This window comes from Citrobacter tructae, from assembly GCF_004684345.1.
Lineage (GTDB): Bacteria > Pseudomonadota > Gammaproteobacteria > Enterobacterales > Enterobacteriaceae > Citrobacter > Citrobacter tructae.
This window is the reverse complement of sequence record NZ_CP038469.1, coordinates 2,692,156-2,708,260: the sequence shown is the minus strand read 5'-3', so window position 1 is coordinate 2,708,260 and position 16,105 is coordinate 2,692,156. Positions and strand designations below refer to the sequence as shown.

The window sequence follows — 16,105 nt, the reverse complement described above, 5'->3', positions numbered from 1 at the left end:
TTCAACATGCCCGGCCTGACGCCGTGCTTACCTAAGAAGATTTGACTATGACGTTGTCTCCTTTTTTGCAAGAGGTGGCCAAACGCCGCACTTTTGCCATTATTTCTCACCCGGATGCCGGTAAAACAACTATCACCGAAAAGGTGCTGTTATTCGGACAGGCTATCCAGACCGCCGGTACAGTAAAAGGCCGCGGTTCAAACCAGCACGCGAAATCTGACTGGATGGAGATGGAAAAACAGCGTGGTATCTCCATTACCACCTCTGTCATGCAATTTCCGTATCATGATTGCCTAGTCAACCTGCTGGATACCCCGGGACACGAAGACTTCTCCGAAGATACTTACCGTACCCTGACGGCGGTCGACTGTTGCCTGATGGTCATCGACGCCGCGAAAGGTGTCGAAGACCGTACCCGCAAGCTGATGGAAGTTACGCGTCTGCGTGATACGCCGATCCTGACGTTTATGAACAAACTCGACCGTGATATCCGCGATCCGATGGAGCTGCTGGATGAAGTCGAAAACGAACTGAAAATCGGCTGCGCGCCGATTACCTGGCCGATTGGCTGCGGTAAGTTGTTCAAAGGTGTTTACCACCTGTATAAAGACGAAACTTACCTGTACCAGACCGGTAAAGGCCACACTATCCAGGACGTTCGTATTGTTAAAGGTCTGAACAACCCGGATCTTGATGCCGCCGTGGGCGAAGATCTGGCGCAGCAGCTGCGTGACGAACTGGAACTGGTGCAGGGCGCCTCTAACGAGTTTGACCAGGAGCTGTTCCTTGCCGGTGAAATCACCCCGGTCTTCTTCGGGACTGCGTTGGGTAACTTCGGCGTTGACCATATGCTGGACGGTCTGGTGGAGTGGGCGCCTGCGCCAATGCCACGCAAAACCGATACCCGCGTGGTCGAGGCAGCAGAAGAGAAGTTCACTGGTTTTGTGTTTAAAATTCAGGCCAATATGGACCCGAAACACCGCGACCGCGTGGCGTTCATGCGCGTGGTTTCCGGCAAGTACGAGAAAGGCATGAAAATGCGCCAGGTGCGTATTGGTAAAGACGTGGTGATTTCCGATGCACTGACCTTTATGGCTGGCGACCGTTCTCATGTGGAAGAAGCGTATCCGGGGGATATCCTTGGTCTGCACAACCACGGCACCATTCAGATCGGCGACACCTTTACTCAAGGTGAAATGATGAAGTTCACCGGCATTCCGAACTTCGCGCCAGAACTGTTCCGTCGTATTCGCCTGAAAGATCCGCTGAAGCAAAAACAGCTGCTGAAAGGGCTGGTGCAGCTTTCTGAAGAGGGCGCGGTGCAGGTTTTCCGTCCGATTGCTAACAATGACCTGATCGTCGGCGCCGTCGGTGTGCTGCAGTTTGACGTTGTCGTTTCGCGTCTGAAAAGCGAGTACAACGTTGAAGCAATCTACGAGTCGGTCAATGTGGCAACTGCGCGCTGGGTAGAATGCTCAGACGTGAAGAAATTCGAAGAGTTTAAGCGTAAAAACGAAATTCAGCTGGCACTGGATGGCGGCGATAATCTCACCTATATCGCGCCTACCATGGTTAACCTGAACCTCACCCAGGAACGTTATCCTGACGTTACGTTCCGTAAAACGCGCGAACACTAATCGACCCTCCAGGGTGCGGCTTGTGCCGTACCCTGTGACTTTCCCTGCCTTATTAATCCCTTACGGAATGTTCTTAAATCCCGCGCTTTTTCCTCATTTTGTCTGTTTTTTAACCGTATTTATCTGCGACATCAAAATTGTGATCTATATTTAACAATGTGATGACATAAATATCGGCTTTAAATTCTACGTTAAATTCTCATCTTAGTTGTTTTAGCTGATATTTATTTTGATTACGAGATTAGTTGCTGGCTCAGCCCGATAAGCGGCAGAGCATCGATATGAGCAAAAAAGGATTACATCGATGACAATGACAAAATTGAAGATTTCTAAAACGCTGCTGGCTGTGATGCTGACCTCTGCTGTTGCAACGGGTTCTGCATTTGCAGAAAACGCGACGACAGATAAAGGGCAATCCGGTCTTGAAAGCGCAGGGCAGAAAGTCGATAGCTCGATGAACAAAGTCGGTGATTTCATGGATGACAGCTCCATCACCGCAAAAGTGAAAGCCGCGCTGGTGGATCACGAAAGCATCAAGAGCACCGATATCTCCGTCAAAACAGACCAGAAAGTGGTCACCCTAAGCGGATTTGTTGAAAGCCAGGCGCAGGCTGAAGAGGCTGTGAAGGTGGCGAAAGGCGTTGAAGGTGTGACCTCCGTTAGCGACAAACTGCACGTTCGGGATAGCAAAAGTACGACTGTAAAAGGCTATGCAGGCGATACGGCAACCACCAGCGAAGTGAAAGCGAAACTGCTGGCTGATGACATAGTCCCTTCCCGTAAAGTGAAAGTGGAGACTACCGATGGTGTGGTTCAGCTTTCCGGAACCGTCGATTCACAGGCGCAAAGCGAGCGTGCTGAGAGCATCGCCAAAGCCGTTGATGGCGTGAAAAGCGTCAAAAATGACCTCAAAACTCAGTAATTCGACTTAATTCACCGTCCTGATGTTTGTCGGAAGGCGCGTTGTGCACCACACTAAAATATCGCAATGGGCGGCCTGAGCGCCCATTTCAAGCGGTTGACATTAACTATGGTAAAGGAGAAGCGTATGTTTCGTTGGGGCATCATATTTCTGGTTATCGCGTTAATTGCTGCCGCTCTGGGCTTTGGTGGACTGGCGGGTACCGCTGCAGGTGCAGCAAAAATTGTCTTCGTCGTGGGGATTATTCTGTTCCTGGTAAGCTTGTTCACCGGACGTAAACGACCCTAGCTGTACCAACCGTAAAGAAAAATTGCTACTAAGCCAGTCCAGTGGACTGGCTTTTACGGTTTTAGTGATGCGCAATTTGCGTTACTTTGTCGCTCTATCATAAAAAAATAACAGGAAGGCAGAGGTGGGGCAGAGAATACCCGTCACGCTCGGTAATATTGCGCCGTTATCGTTACGTCCGTTTCAACCTGGCAGTATGGCGCTGGTGTGTGAGGGCGGAGGACAAAGGGGGATTTTCACCGCAGGTGTGCTGGATGAGTTCATGCGCGCGCAGTTTAATCCCTTCGATCTCTTCTACGGAACGTCCGCTGGCGCACAAAATCTTTCGGCCTATCTCTGCAACCAACCGGGTTACGGGCGCAAAGTGATTATGCGCTACACCACCCGACGCGAATTCTTTGACCCGGTTCGGTTTGTGCGCGGGGGAAATCTTATCGATCTCGACTGGCTAGTGGAAGCCACCGCCGCGCAGATGCCGCTGGCAATAGACAACGCAGAACAATTGTTTGCCGCAGGAAAAGCGTTTTACATGTGCGCCTGTCGTGGTGATGACTACACACCGGGCTATTTTGCACCGAACCGACAAAACTGGCTTGACCTCCTCCGTGCGTCCAGCGCCATTCCGGGATTTTATCGTAGCGGGGTAGCCCTGGATGGTGTGAACTATCTGGACGGTGGGGTAAGTGACGCCATCCCTGTTCAGGAAGCAGTAAAGCAGGGGGCAAAAACGCTGGTGGTGATCCGCACCGTGCCGTCGCAAATGTACTACACCCCACAGTGGTTTAAGCGCATGGAGCGCTGGCTGGGGGAAAGCAGCCTGCAGCCATTAGTGAATCTGGTTCAGCACCATGAGGCCAGCTACCGCGCGATTCAAAGCTTTATTGAAAAACCGCCGGGTAAGCTGCGTCTCTTTGAGATCTATCCGCCAAAACCGCTCCACAGTATGGCGCTGGGGAGCCGTATCCCGGCCCTGCGTGAAGACTACAAAACCGGGCGCCTGTGCGGACGCTACTTTTTGGCAACCATCGGTAAACTGCTGGCGAAAAATGTGCCGTTGCCCCGCCAGACGCCGAAGATTATGGTGCCTGGATCGGTGGTGGTCCCTCCGGCGCCAGTTGCCAACGATGTTCTTGCGCCAGTGGTAGCCGATGCGCCTCAGGCCAACGACACCACGTTTAACCATGAGGATCTGGCGTGAGCTATCGGTTCATCGATACGCATTGTCATTTTGATTTTCCGCCTTTTACCGGAGACGAATCCGCCAGCCTGCAACGTGCCTGTGAAGCCGGTGTGGGCAGTATTATCGTTCCGGCTACCGAGGCGGCGAACTTTACCCGTGTGCTGGCGTTAGCGCAAACCTACCCCCCGTTGTTTGCCGCGCTGGGTTTACATCCGATTGTGATTGAACATCATAACGACGACGCCCTGGACCGGCTGCAACAGGTGCTGGAAAAGCGCCCGCAAAAGCTGGTGGCGGTGGGGGAGATAGGACTGGATCTGTATCGTGACGATCCGCAGTTTGACAAGCAGGAGCGGGTGCTGGATACGCAGCTTCAACTGGCGAAACGCTACGATATGCCGGTGATCCTGCATTCGCGCCGCACCCATGACAAGCTGGCGATGCATCTTAAACACCACGCCCTCCCGCGAACCGGTGTAGTACACGGTTTTGCAGGAAGCATGCAGCAGGCGGAGCGCTTTGTGCAACTGGGATATAAAATTGGCGTGGGCGGGACCATTACCTATCCCCGCGCCAGCAAAACGCGAGAGGTAATGGCGCGGTTACCGCTGGAATCACTACTGCTGGAAACCGACGCGCCGGATATGCCACTGAACGGCTTTCAGGGGCAGCCTAATCGTCCGGAGCAGGTAGTCGGGGTGTTTGACGTATTATGCCAACTGCGCCCGGAACCGGCGGATGTAATTGCCGAGGCGCTGTATCGCAATACGACGACGTTGTTTGATGTTTGATTGTCGGCTGACAAACCTACAGGTATAACGCCGGGAAAATCAGGTTATCCACTCCTCGATCCTGCAATGCGCCAGCCAGTCGCTCCACATCCTCAGGTAAAGCGCTCGACCAGGCTTTAGCTTCACCATACACGCCATGTGCATGAAACGCGTTAAGCCGCACGGGTATGTTGCCCAAGCGGTTAATAAACGCCGCCAGCGGATCGATATGTTGCAGATAATCTACCTGGTCGGGGATCACCAGCAGGCGTAGCTCCGCCAGTTTTCCTCGCTCAGCCAGAAAGAGAATACTGCGTTTGATCGTCGCGTTATCGCGTCCGGTAAGCTGTAAATGACATGCGCTGTCCCAGGCTTTTAAATCCAGCATCACACCGTCGCAAACCGGCAGTAGCTTCTTCCAGCCGGTTTCACCAAGCCAGCCGTTGCTGTCCACCATGCAGGTGAGGTGCTGCAGCTGAGGAGCTGCTTTGATCGCTGAGAACAGCGCAATCACAAAGGGAAGCTGTGTCGTTGCCTCACCGCCGCTAACGGTAATCCCTTCAATAAATAACGATGCCTTACGAATATGTCGCAACACCTCATCGACGCTCATCGTCTGTGCCATCGGCGTGGCTTGCTGCGGGCACATCTGCAGGCAGGTGTCGCACTGCTGACAAACATCGGATTGCCACCATACTTTCCCTGCACTCAGACTTAGTGCGTCATGCGGACAATGCAGCACACACTCCCCACAATCATTGCAGCGGCCCATCGTCCACGGATTGTGGCAATTCTTACAGCGCAGATTGCACCCCTGCAGGAACAGGGCCAGACGACTGCCTGGCCCGTCGACGCAGGAGAAAGGGATGATTTTACTTACTGAAGCGCATCTGCTGTTCATGACTAATCACACGAGGTTGACGTTCCAGAATACGCGTATTGCGCGCGGCCTCTTCGCCCAGCCAGGTGGTGTTGGTGCGTGAGCCTTCGGTACGGTATTTTTCCAGATCCGACAGACGCACCATATAACCGGTGACGCGAACCAGATCGTTGCCGCTGATGTTGGCGGTAAATTCACGCATTCCGGCTTTAAACGCCCCCAGGCAAAGCTGTACCAGCGCCTGGGGATTACGCTTAATGGTTTCATCCAGCGTGAGGATGTCGCTGATCCCGGCGTGATAATACACGTGATGCGGTGCTACGGTTTGCAGATGGGTGATGGGATCCGGCTCGTCGCCATAAGGCAGACGTGCACCCGGCGTGGTGCCGATGTCGGAACTGATCCCCGACTGCGCATGCAGCATCGCGTGCTGCTTCCAGCCGTATTTCACCGGCGTGTTTGCGACAAAGTCGGCAAGCTGAGCGCTGACACGATAGCCCAACTCATTGGCGTGCTCATCTTTTCCGTAGCGTGCGTTCAGTCCGGCTTTCTCACACAGCAAGTTTATCGCCTCCGCCAGGCCATACATACCGAACATAGGCACAAAACGTTCGGGATCAATCAACCCTTCCTGCACCAGGAAGCTATTCTCAAAGAAATGTGATTTCTCATAGAGGAATTCACACCGCGAATCAATGATGGCGATTTGCTGCTGGCAGTAGTGCGGTAGGGTGCGCGTAAAGAAGTCATCGATAGATGTACTGCGCTCTGCGATGGCTTTCAGATTCAGCCTGACAAGCGTACTTCCACCGCCAGCCAGCGGCAGTGAGTTGTAACAACTGACGACGCCATAGTGGCCTTTTGTGAAAATTTTATCATTTTCAGGGCCGTTAGAAATGTGCGGTTTACTGCATTCGCAGATATTTTGTGCCACGTTGAGCAGCAGATCATCAGGGGTGATTTGCGGATCATAAATAAAGGTAAGATTAGGTGAAACCTGCTTTAACTCTGCATCTGCTCGTAAAATTGCGCGTGTAATCGGCGTGTCGGTTGGGCCAATATTGGCATGCATAAAGGCGTCTGGCAGGGTTCTGTCGAGATAACGCCAGAAACGTTTTATTCGAATATCGATCTCATCTTGTGTTAGAATTCTAACATATGGTTGCAATAGGGTGTCGAGTTGACCGAGGTAGACCGGCATCGACGTCACTGATGGTACGTGGTGGTACAAGATGGTGAGTAAGGATAACGCGTCATCAAGATCCTGTGCTCCTTCCAGCTCCAGCCATGATGAGCCGTTGGCCAGAAAACGCGCGTAGTCGGGTAAAACATAGCGCGGTTTGAACGGGGCATGACCTTCGTACATATCGCAGATAACCCCGTCATCCAGCGCCTGGCGTGCTTCGGCAGATAGTTGCGGGTAAGGCAGCGCGTTTTCAGCCTCCAGCGCCAAAAAGTGGCGTTTCTGCTCAGGGCTGAGCACCGGACTGGTCACGATTTGTTGGCAACGCTGTTGCAGCGCGAGTTCGCTTGAAGTGGGCATCGTTGATTCCTTTTTATCCCGAAGGTGTAACGCCATTGTAGAAAGCAACGCCGCCACAACCTTTGATCCGGATGCGCCTGATGCCAACGCATCACCTCTGGAAAGGTGATTTATTTGAAGTGGATCTCATTAGAGTAATGCAAATCTGTATGTGGTTTTCATTAACTGTGATGTATATCGAAGTGTAATAGCGAGCGGATGTTAGAATACTAACAAACTCGCAAGGTGAAATTTTATACGGCGATGCCGTTGGAGAATGTTATGACCGATTTAACAGCAAGCAGCCTGCGTGCCCTGAAACTGATGGACCTGACCACCCTGAATGACGACGACACCAATGAAAAAGTGATCGCGCTGTGCCATCAGGCAAAAACCCCGGTAGGTAACACGGCGGCAATCTGCATCTATCCGCGTTTCATCCCTATTGCGCGTAAGACGCTGAACGAGCAGGGCACGCCGGACATCCGTATTGCAACAGTAACCAACTTCCCGCATGGCAACGACGATATCGACATTGCGCTGGCGGAGACTCGCGCGGCGATTGCCTACGGCGCTGACGAAGTTGACGTGGTATTCCCGTATCGTGCGCTGATTGCCGGTAACGAGCAGATTGGTTTCGATCTGGTTAAAGCCTGTAAAGACGCGTGTGCGGCGGCAAACGTGCTGCTGAAAGTGATCATCGAAACCGGTGAGCTGAAAGAAGAAGCGTTGATTCGCAAAGCGTCTGAAATCTCCATCAAAGCAGGGGCTGATTTCATCAAGACCTCTACCGGTAAAGTACCGGTCAATGCGACGCCGGAAAGCGCACGCATCATGATGGAAGTGATCCGCGATATGGGCGTATCTAAAACCGTTGGCTTCAAACCGGCAGGTGGCGTACGTACTGCGGAAGACGCACAGCAGTTTCTCGCCATTGCTGACGAACTGTTCGGTGCCGACTGGGCGGATTCCCGTCACTATCGCTTCGGTGCATCCAGCCTGCTGGCAAGCCTGCTGAAAGCGCTGGGTCACGGCGACGGTAAGAGCGCAAGCAGCTACTAAGTTTTCATTGCCCATCGTAGGCCGGATAAGGCGTAAGCCGCTATCCGGCATTAATACGACTTGCCGGGTGGCACATTGCTTACCCGGCCCATAATCGGGAGGTTACCTTGTTTCTCGCACAAGAAATTATTCGTAAAAAACGTGATGGTCATGCGCTGAGCGATGAAGAAATTCGTTTCTTTATCAATGGGATTCGCGACAACACCATCTCTGAAGGGCAAATCGCCGCCCTGGCGATGACCATTTTCTTCCACGATATGACAATGCCTGAGCGCGTTTCGCTGACCATGGCAATGCGTGATTCAGGAACCGTGCTTGACTGGAAAAGCCTGCAGCTGAACGGCCCGATTGTGGATAAACACTCTACCGGCGGCGTGGGTGACGTGACGTCACTGATGTTAGGCCCGATGGTCGCAGCATGCGGCGGCTATATTCCGATGATTTCCGGTCGTGGCCTGGGCCATACTGGCGGTACGCTGGATAAACTGGAAGCCATTCCGGGATTTGACATCTTCCCGGACGACGCGCGTTTCCGTGAAATTATTAAAGACGTGGGTGTGGCGATTATTGGGCAAACCAGCTCGCTCGCACCGGCGGATAAACGTTTTTATGCCACTCGCGATATTACCGCGACGGTGGATTCCATTCCGCTGATCACCGGTTCCATCCTGGCGAAAAAGCTGGCAGAAGGGCTGGATGCGTTGGTAATGGATGTGAAAGTCGGCAGCGGTGCCTTTATGCCGACCTATGAGCTTTCCGAAGCCCTTGCCGAAGCGATTGTCGGCGTGGCGAACGGTGCGGGGGTACGCACTACCGCGCTGTTAACCGATATGAACCAGGTGCTGGCCTCGAGCGCCGGTAACGCGGTAGAAGTCCGCGAAGCCGTACAGTTCCTGACAGGTGAATACCGTAATCCGCGTTTGTTAGACGTTACCATGGCGCTGTGCGTGGAAATGCTGATCTCCGGCAAATTGGCGAAAGACGATGCTGAAGCCCGCGCGAAGCTGCAGGCGGTGCTGGATAACGGTAAAGCGGCGGAAATTTTTGGCCGTATGGTTGCGGCACAGAAAGGCCCGACCGACTTCGTGGAAAATTATGCGAAGTATCTGCCGACGGCAATGCTCAGCAAAGCGGTATATGCTGATACCGAAGGTTTTGTCAGCGCAATGGATACCCGTGCGCTGGGGATGGCGGTAGTTTCCATGGGCGGCGGTCGTCGTCAGGCATCGGACACCATTGATTACAGCGTCGGCTTTAGCGACATGGCGCGTCTGGGTGACAGCGTAGACGGCCAGCGCCCTCTGGCGGTAATCCACGCCAAAGACGAAGCCAGCTGGCAGGAAGCGGCGAAAGCGGTCAAAGCGGCAATCAGCCTTGACGACAAAGCGCCAGAAATTACACCGACAGTCTATCGTCGTATTACCGAATAACTGTATACTGATCTGATCGCTTTTTTGCGGCGCAGATGTATGGAGAACAAGATGAAACGTGCATTTATTATGGTGCTGGACTCCTTTGGTATTGGTGCGACTGAAGATGCGGATCGCTTTGGCGACGTAGGCTCAGACACTATGGGACATATTGCAGAAGCTTGTGCTAAAGGCGAAGCTGACAATGGTCGCAAAGGTCCACTGAATCTGCCTAACCTGACCCGTCTGGGCCTGGTGAAAGCTCACGAAGGTTCTACCGGTAAAATTGCTGCCGGGATGGACGGTAATGCAGAAGTGATTGGTGCCTACGCATGGGCACATGAACTCTCTTCCGGCAAAGACACGCCGTCTGGTCACTGGGAAATCGCCGGTGTGCCGGTTCTCTTTGACTGGGGTTACTTCTCCGATCATGAAAACAGCTTCCCGCAGGAGCTGCTGGATAAGCTGGTTAAGCGTGCTAATCTGCCGGGCTACCTCGGCAACTGCCACTCTTCCGGTACGGTCATTCTGGATCAACTGGGCGAAGAACATATGAAAACCGGCAAGCCGATTTTTTATACCTCCGCTGACTCCGTGTTCCAGATTGCCTGTCACGAAGAGACCTATGGCCTGGATAAACTCTACGAGCTTTGCGAAATCGCCCGTGAAGAACTGACCGAAGGCGGCTACAACATTGGTCGCGTAATTGCCCGTCCGTTTATCGGCGATAAAGCCGGTAACTTCCAGCGTACCGGTAACCGTCACGATCTGGCCGTAGAACCGCCAGCGGCGACCGTTCTGCAGAAATTGGTCGACGAGAAAGACGGTCACGTGGTTTCCGTAGGTAAAATCGCGGATATCTACGCTAACTGTGGCATTACCAAAAAAGTGAAAGCTACCGGTCTGGACGCGCTGTTTGACGCCACCATCAAAGAAATGAAAGAAGCGGGTGATAAGACCATTGTCTTCACTAACTTCGTTGATTTCGACTCTTCCTGGGGACATCGTCGCGATATCGCCGGTTATGCCGCTGGTCTGGAACTGTTCGATCGCCGTCTGCCTGAACTGATGGAGCTGGTGGGAGAAGATGACATTCTGATCCTGACCGCTGACCACGGCTGCGACCCGAGCTGGACCGGCACTGACCACACTCGTGAACACATTCCGGTACTGGTTTACGGCCCGAAAGTGAAACCAGGCTCGTTAGGTCACCGTGAAACCTTCGCGGATATCGGTCAGACGCTGGCGAGCTACTTCGGTACGTCCCCGATGGACTATGGTAAAAATATGCTGTGATACCCGTTGTCTTTCGCGCTGTAGATGCGTTGACTTCATTCGCTCACCCCGGTCACATAGTTAATCTATGCTCCCGGGAATTCACGAATTCGTTGTCTTCCTACAGCGCGAAATCTTTAGGGTATTCTTCTCAATTTTAATTAAGGATAATTTATGGCAACTCCACATATTAACGCAGAAATGGGTGATTTCGCTGACGTCGTATTGATGCCGGGCGACCCGCTGCGTGCAAAGCACATTGCTGAAACTTTCCTCGAAGATGTCCGTGAAGTGAACAACGTTCGCGGCATGTTAGGTTTCACCGGTACCTACAAAGGCCGTAAGATCTCCGTGATGGGTCACGGCATGGGTATCCCATCTTGCTCCATCTACACCAAAGAGCTGATCACTGATTTCGGTGTGAAGAAAATCATTCGTGTAGGCTCCTGCGGCGCTGTGCGTATGGACGTCAAACTGCGTGACGTGGTCATCGGTATGGGTGCATGCACCGATTCCAAAGTTAACCGTATCCGCTTTAAAGATCATGATTTTGCTGCCATTGCTGACTTCGACATGGTGCGTAACGCTGTTGATGCAGCAAAAGCGCTGGGCGTAGATGCGCGCGTGGGTAACCTATTCTCCGCTGACCTGTTCTACTCTCCGGACGGCGAAATGTTCGACGTGATGGAAAAATACGGCGTGCTGGGCGTGGAAATGGAAGCTGCCGGTATCTACGGCGTTGCGGCTGAGTTTGGTGCGAAAGCGTTGACCATCTGCACCGTGTCCGACCATATCCGTACTCATGAGCAGACTACTGCTGCTGAGCGTCAGACGACCTTCAACGACATGATCAAAATCGCGCTGGAATCTGTTCTGCTGGGCGATAAAGAATAAGTTCGGTTTGTGCCCGGTGACGCTTTGCTTACCGGGTCTATAATACTGCCGGATAAGGCGTAGCCTCCATCCGGCAGTTATCTCAATTGCTTAACGCACTGCTCTGGCAATCCATGCCGAAAGCTCCCGGAGTTCTTCTTTCTGGTCCGGGAAGTCAACCAACAATGCCTCGCACTCATGCTGCAACATATCAGCGCGGTACAGACATCCTTGCAGACGATTCGCCAACGCTTCTAACGGGACGGGGTTGAGGCTGTCAGTGAAGACCTGCGTGCGGGTAATATGCCCTTTTTCAACGTCGAAATGCAGTTCTACGCCGCCCCAGGTGAAGCGCTCATCCAGCAGATGCGAAAAAGCAGGAGCCTGGCCAAAATTCCACTCCCAACTGCTCTGGCGAGCGAAAGTTTCGGCAAAATTCGGCAGATCCGGTGTTTTGTCGGGAGAGATAATCTCAGCTTCTACACGTTCACCGTAGTGGGCAAAAAAGGCATCGGTTACTGCTTTGCACACCTGTTCATGGGTGACGCCCGGCAGCAATTCAGTAAGATTCGCAACGCGTGAGCGTACGGAGGTAATCCCTTTGGCGGCGAGTTTCTTTTTATCCGGATTTAGATAGTTAGCCAAACGGCTGAGATCGGCATTTAACAGCAGTGTGCCGTGGTGGAAGCCACGGTCTTTGGTTTCGCGATACGCCGAGCCTGAAACCTTGCGATCGCCCTCGGCCGTTTTGACCAGCAGATCGTTACGCCCGGAGGCGTCGGCGTCTACGCCCAGAGAATTCAACGCATTGAGAACGATGCCAGTGGAAATCGTTTTGTCGTATTCCGGCTTGCCTGCCATAAAGGTAAAGCAGGTATTGCCGAGATCGTGAAACACCGCACCGCCGCCGCTGCTGCGACGTGCCAGCCGGACGTTATCCTCTTCCATGCGTCGGGTATTGCACTCTTTCCACGGGTTTTGCGCTCGGCCAATCACCACCGTATCGGCGTTGCGCCATAAAAACAGAACACGCTGTGTAGCGGGCATTTGACGAAAAATGCACTCTTCAACTGCCAGATTAAACCACGGATCGTAAGAGTCGGAGATAAGCAGGCGTAGTGTTGTCATGGTTGATTTCCTTCCTATTTTTACTCTTTTTTCTCGGCGTCTTCTTCCTGCACCGGTTTGTTCGCGGTAAGCAGGAATGGTGATTGTTGCCAGCGGGTGCGCTTGCCTTGCAGTAATGTACGGGTCAGCACCACGCCAATAGCCAGTGACAGAAGCAGCATCAGGCGTAGAATGTTGGTGGTGTTATCCACCTGTTTGGCCTCGGTGGCAAGCGTGTGTGTATCCAGCGTCAGGCGCAGATAGCCCAGCGGACCATTTTTTCCCTGAATAGGTTCAACAATCTGCTGATTAAAATAGCCCCCGGCTTTTTTACCATCCAGCGCCAGGCGGTCGCGGACATTCACGCTCTCGCCAGCATGCGTAATGAGATCGCCCTGTTCATCGTAGACACCCGCATCCAGAATACGGCTCTCGTCGGTGAGTTGGCGTAGCACGGCGGCAATGTGTTTTTCATCCGGCGTTTCGGTGCGCATCAGCGGTGCGACATTTAACGCAACCTGGCGGGCCAGCGTACGGGCCAGCTCTTCCAGCTGCGGATTGCGCTGCTGCTGATGGTTTTGACTAAACCACGACGCGCCCTGCATCAGTGCGACGAGTAGCGCGAGGCAGGACAATACAATCACTGCACGATGAAGTCGGAATTTCAGTTTTGCGCGAGCCATATTCCACCTGCTGAAAATTTGAGGCTTAATGTTGCCAGAAGCGCTGGTTACAGGGTAGCCTCATGCGTTATTTTCCCCTGGATGATTCCGACCCGAACGATTTTACAGGAGCTTTAATGCCTAACATTACCTGGTGCGATCTACCTGAAGATGTCTCTCTGTGGCCAGGTCTGCCCCTCTCTTTAAGTGGTGATGAAGTGATGCCACTGGATTACCACGCGGGCCGCAGTGGCTGGCTGCTGTATGGTCGTGGGCTGGATAAACAACGCTTAACGCAATACCAGAGCAAACTGGGTGCGGCGATGGTGATCGTGGCGGCCTGGTGCGTCGAGGATTATCAGGTGATTCGCCTGGCGGGGTCGTTAACGCCGCGTGCGACAAAACTGGCGCATGATGCCAGGCTGGATGTCGCCCCGCTGGGCAAAATCCCGCATTTGCGCACGCCTGGCCTGTTGGTGATGGACATGGATTCGACGGCGATCCAGATCGAGTGTATTGATGAAATCGCCAAGCTGGCCGGAACCGGCGAGATGGTCGCAGAAGTCACTGAACGCGCGATGCGTGGCGAGCTGGATTTTACCGCCAGCCTGCGCAGCCGTGTCGCCACGCTGAAGGGCGCTGATGCCAATATTCTGCAACAGGTACGTGAGAGTTTACCGCTGATGCCCGGCCTGACGCAGCTGGTGCTGAAGCTGGAAACGCTGGGCTGGAAAGTGGCTATCGCCTCAGGTGGATTTACTTTTTTTGCCGACTATCTGCGTGACAAGCTGCGTCTGACGGCAGCTGTGGCCAATGAACTGGAGATCATGGACGGGAAATTTACCGGCAATGTGATTGGCGATATCGTTGATGCCCAGTATAAAGCCAATACCCTGACCCGTCTGGCGCAGGAGTACGAAATCCCGATGATACAAACGGTGGCGATCGGCGATGGGGCAAACGATCTGCCGATGATCAAAACGGCAGGGCTGGGGATCGCCTACCATGCTAAGCCAAAAGTGAATGAAAAGACGGAGATCACTATCCGTCACGCTGACCTGATGGGCGTGTTCTGCATTCTCTCTGGCAGCATGAATCAGAAATAACGAGGTAAACCGTGGCAAAAGCTCCTAAACGCGCCTTTGTATGTAATGAATGCGGGGCCGATTATCCGCGCTGGCAGGGACAATGTAGCGCTTGTCAGGCCTGGAACACGATTACCGAGGTGCGCCTTGCCGCATCGCCGACGGTGGCGCGTAATGAGCGTCTGAGCGGTTATGCCGGTAACGCAGGCGTCGCGAAGGTGCAAAAGCTGGCGGATATCAGTCTTGAAGAGCTGCCGCGTTTTTCTACCGGTTTTAAAGAGTTCGACCGCGTGCTGGGCGGCGGTGTGGTACCCGGCAGCGCCATTCTGATAGGTGGTAATCCAGGGGCGGGGAAATCCACCCTACTGCTGCAAACGCTGTGCAAGCTTGCTGAGCAGATGAAAACCCTGTACGTCACGGGGGAAGAATCCCTGCAACAAGTGGCAATGCGCGCCCATCGACTCGGCCTGCCGACGGCGAATCTCAATATGCTGTCGGAAACCAGCATCGAGCAGATTTGCCTGATTGCCGAAGAAGAACAGCCAAAGCTGATGGTTATCGACTCCATTCAGGTGATGCACATGGCGGATATTCAGTCTTCGCCGGGCAGCGTGGCGCAGGTACGTGAAACCGCAGCGTACCTGACGCGCTTTGCCAAAACGCGCGGCGTGGCGATTGTCATGGTTGGTCACGTTACTAAAGATGGCTCGCTGGCCGGGCCAAAAGTACTGGAGCACTGCATTGACTGCTCGGTACTGCTCGACGGCGACGCGGATTCTCGTTTCCGAACCCTGCGTAGCCATAAAAACCGTTTTGGCGCGGTGAATGAACTTGGCGTTTTCGCCATGACCGAACAGGGTCTGCGCGAAGTCAGCAACCCTTCCGCCATCTTCTTAAGCCGTGGTGATGAAGTTACCTCCGGCAGTTCGGTGATGGTGGTCTGGGAAGGGACGCGTCCACTGCTGGTAGAGATTCAGGCGCTGGTCGATCACTCGATGATGGCGAACCCGCGCCGCGTGGCGGTAGGGTTGGAACAAAACCGTCTGGCGATTCTGCTGGCGGTGCTGCACCGCCACGGTGGTCTGCAAATGTCTGACCAGGACGTGTTCGTCAACGTGGTTGGTGGCGTAAAAGTCACCGAAACCAGTGCGGATCTCGCGTTACTGCTGGCGATGGTGTCCAGCCTGCGCGACAGGCCGTTGCCGCACGATTTAGTGGTCTTTGGCGAAGTGGGGCTGGCGGGTGAGATTCGCCCGGTTCCCAGCGGTCAGGAACGTATTTCGGAAGCGGCGAAGCACGGTTTTCGTCGGGCAATTGTCCCTGCTGCCAACGTACCGAAGAAAGTACCGGAAGGGATGCAGGTTTTTGGCGTTAAAAAGCTTGCGGATGCGTTAAACGTGTTTGACGACTTATAATTTAATATTCGTTCTAGG

At 53.5% G+C, this 16,105-nt stretch carries 15 protein-coding genes; 11 read left to right on the top strand and 4 right to left on the bottom strand.

Going from position 1 to position 16,105, the window contains the following annotated elements:
• The first annotated feature begins 47 nt into the window (after positions 1-47).
• The 5 genes from prfC (at position 48) to E4Z61_RS13675 (ending at position 4,818) form a co-directional block, all read left to right on the top strand.
• Positions 48-1,637, top strand: a complete 1,590-nt coding sequence (prfC, locus tag E4Z61_RS13695; RefSeq protein ID WP_135323251.1) for a peptide chain release factor 3 — start codon at positions 48-50, stop codon at positions 1,635-1,637.
• 304 nt (positions 1,638-1,941) lie between these two features.
• On the top strand, positions 1,942-2,559 hold the full coding sequence (gene osmY, locus E4Z61_RS13690; protein ID WP_135323250.1) for a molecular chaperone OsmY: 618 nt from the start codon (positions 1,942-1,944) through the stop codon (positions 2,557-2,559).
• Between the two features lie 126 nt (positions 2,560-2,685).
• Positions 2,686-2,847, top strand: coding sequence for a DUF1328 domain-containing protein (locus tag E4Z61_RS13685; RefSeq protein WP_003019081.1), 162 nt, complete (start codon positions 2,686-2,688; stop codon positions 2,845-2,847).
• Positions 2,848-2,971: 124 nt separating this feature from the next.
• Complete coding sequence (locus E4Z61_RS13680) at positions 2,972-4,045, top strand: patatin-like phospholipase family protein (RefSeq protein ID WP_135323249.1); 1,074 nt, start codon at positions 2,972-2,974, stop codon at positions 4,043-4,045.
• Entirely contained in the window at positions 4,042-4,818 is a 777-nt protein-coding gene (locus tag E4Z61_RS13675; protein ID WP_135323248.1) for a metal-dependent hydrolase, read from the top strand. Before E4Z61_RS13680 ends, E4Z61_RS13675 begins: the two co-directional genes overlap by 4 nt.
• Positions 4,819-4,834: 16 nt before the next feature.
• On the opposite strand, the gene E4Z61_RS13670 is transcribed toward E4Z61_RS13675, so the two are convergent.
• Positions 4,835-5,698, bottom strand: a complete 864-nt coding sequence (locus tag E4Z61_RS13670) for a YjjW family glycine radical enzyme activase (protein ID WP_135323247.1) — start codon at positions 5,696-5,698, stop codon at positions 4,835-4,837.
• Entirely contained in the window at positions 5,670-7,220 is a 1,551-nt protein-coding gene (locus tag E4Z61_RS13665; RefSeq protein WP_135323246.1) for a YjjI family glycine radical enzyme, read from the bottom strand. Before E4Z61_RS13665 ends, E4Z61_RS13670 begins: the two co-directional genes overlap by 29 nt.
• Positions 7,221-7,481: 261 nt before the next feature.
• Here E4Z61_RS13665 and deoC point away from each other — a divergent pair, with 261 nt between their 5' ends.
• The 4 genes from deoC (at position 7,482) to deoD (ending at position 11,839) form a co-directional block, all read left to right on the top strand.
• On the top strand, positions 7,482-8,261 hold the full coding sequence (deoC, locus tag E4Z61_RS13660) for a deoxyribose-phosphate aldolase (protein WP_196207797.1): 780 nt from the start codon (positions 7,482-7,484) through the stop codon (positions 8,259-8,261).
• A gap of 107 nt (positions 8,262-8,368) precedes the next feature.
• Complete coding sequence (gene deoA / locus E4Z61_RS13655; RefSeq protein ID WP_043018339.1) at positions 8,369-9,691, top strand: thymidine phosphorylase; 1,323 nt, start codon at positions 8,369-8,371, stop codon at positions 9,689-9,691.
• Between the two features lie 51 nt (positions 9,692-9,742).
• Positions 9,743-10,966 carry a phosphopentomutase gene (deoB, locus tag E4Z61_RS13650; protein ID WP_135323245.1) on the top strand — a complete coding sequence of 408 codons (1,224 nt, stop codon included), beginning with the start codon at positions 9,743-9,745 and terminating at the stop codon, positions 10,964-10,966.
• Between the two features lie 153 nt (positions 10,967-11,119).
• Positions 11,120-11,839, top strand: coding sequence for a purine-nucleoside phosphorylase (gene deoD, locus E4Z61_RS13645; protein ID WP_000224864.1), 720 nt, complete (start codon positions 11,120-11,122; stop codon positions 11,837-11,839).
• A gap of 90 nt (positions 11,840-11,929) precedes the next feature.
• Here deoD and lplA read toward each other — a convergent pair whose 3' ends face one another.
• Positions 11,930-12,946 carry a lipoate--protein ligase gene (lplA, locus tag E4Z61_RS13640; RefSeq protein WP_135323244.1) on the bottom strand — a complete coding sequence of 339 codons (1,017 nt, stop codon included), beginning with the start codon at positions 12,944-12,946 and terminating at the stop codon, positions 11,930-11,932.
• A gap of 20 nt (positions 12,947-12,966) precedes the next feature.
• Positions 12,967-13,608, bottom strand: a complete 642-nt coding sequence (locus E4Z61_RS13635) for a YtjB family periplasmic protein (protein WP_135323243.1) — start codon at positions 13,606-13,608, stop codon at positions 12,967-12,969.
• A 116-nt stretch (positions 13,609-13,724) separates the two neighbouring features.
• On the opposite strand from E4Z61_RS13635, the gene serB reads away from it, so the two are divergent.
• Both serB and radA read left to right on the top strand, forming a co-directional pair.
• The gene (gene serB / locus E4Z61_RS13625; RefSeq protein WP_135323241.1) at positions 13,725-14,693 is read left to right on the top strand and encodes a phosphoserine phosphatase; all 969 of its coding nucleotides are present in this window, start codon (positions 13,725-13,727) and stop codon (positions 14,691-14,693) included.
• An 11-nt stretch (positions 14,694-14,704) separates the two neighbouring features.
• Positions 14,705-16,087: a DNA repair protein RadA gene (radA, locus tag E4Z61_RS13620; protein ID WP_135323240.1), complete on the top strand. Its 1,383-nt coding sequence runs from the start codon at positions 14,705-14,707 to the stop codon at positions 16,085-16,087.
• The last annotated feature ends 18 nt before the right edge of the window (positions 16,088-16,105 follow it).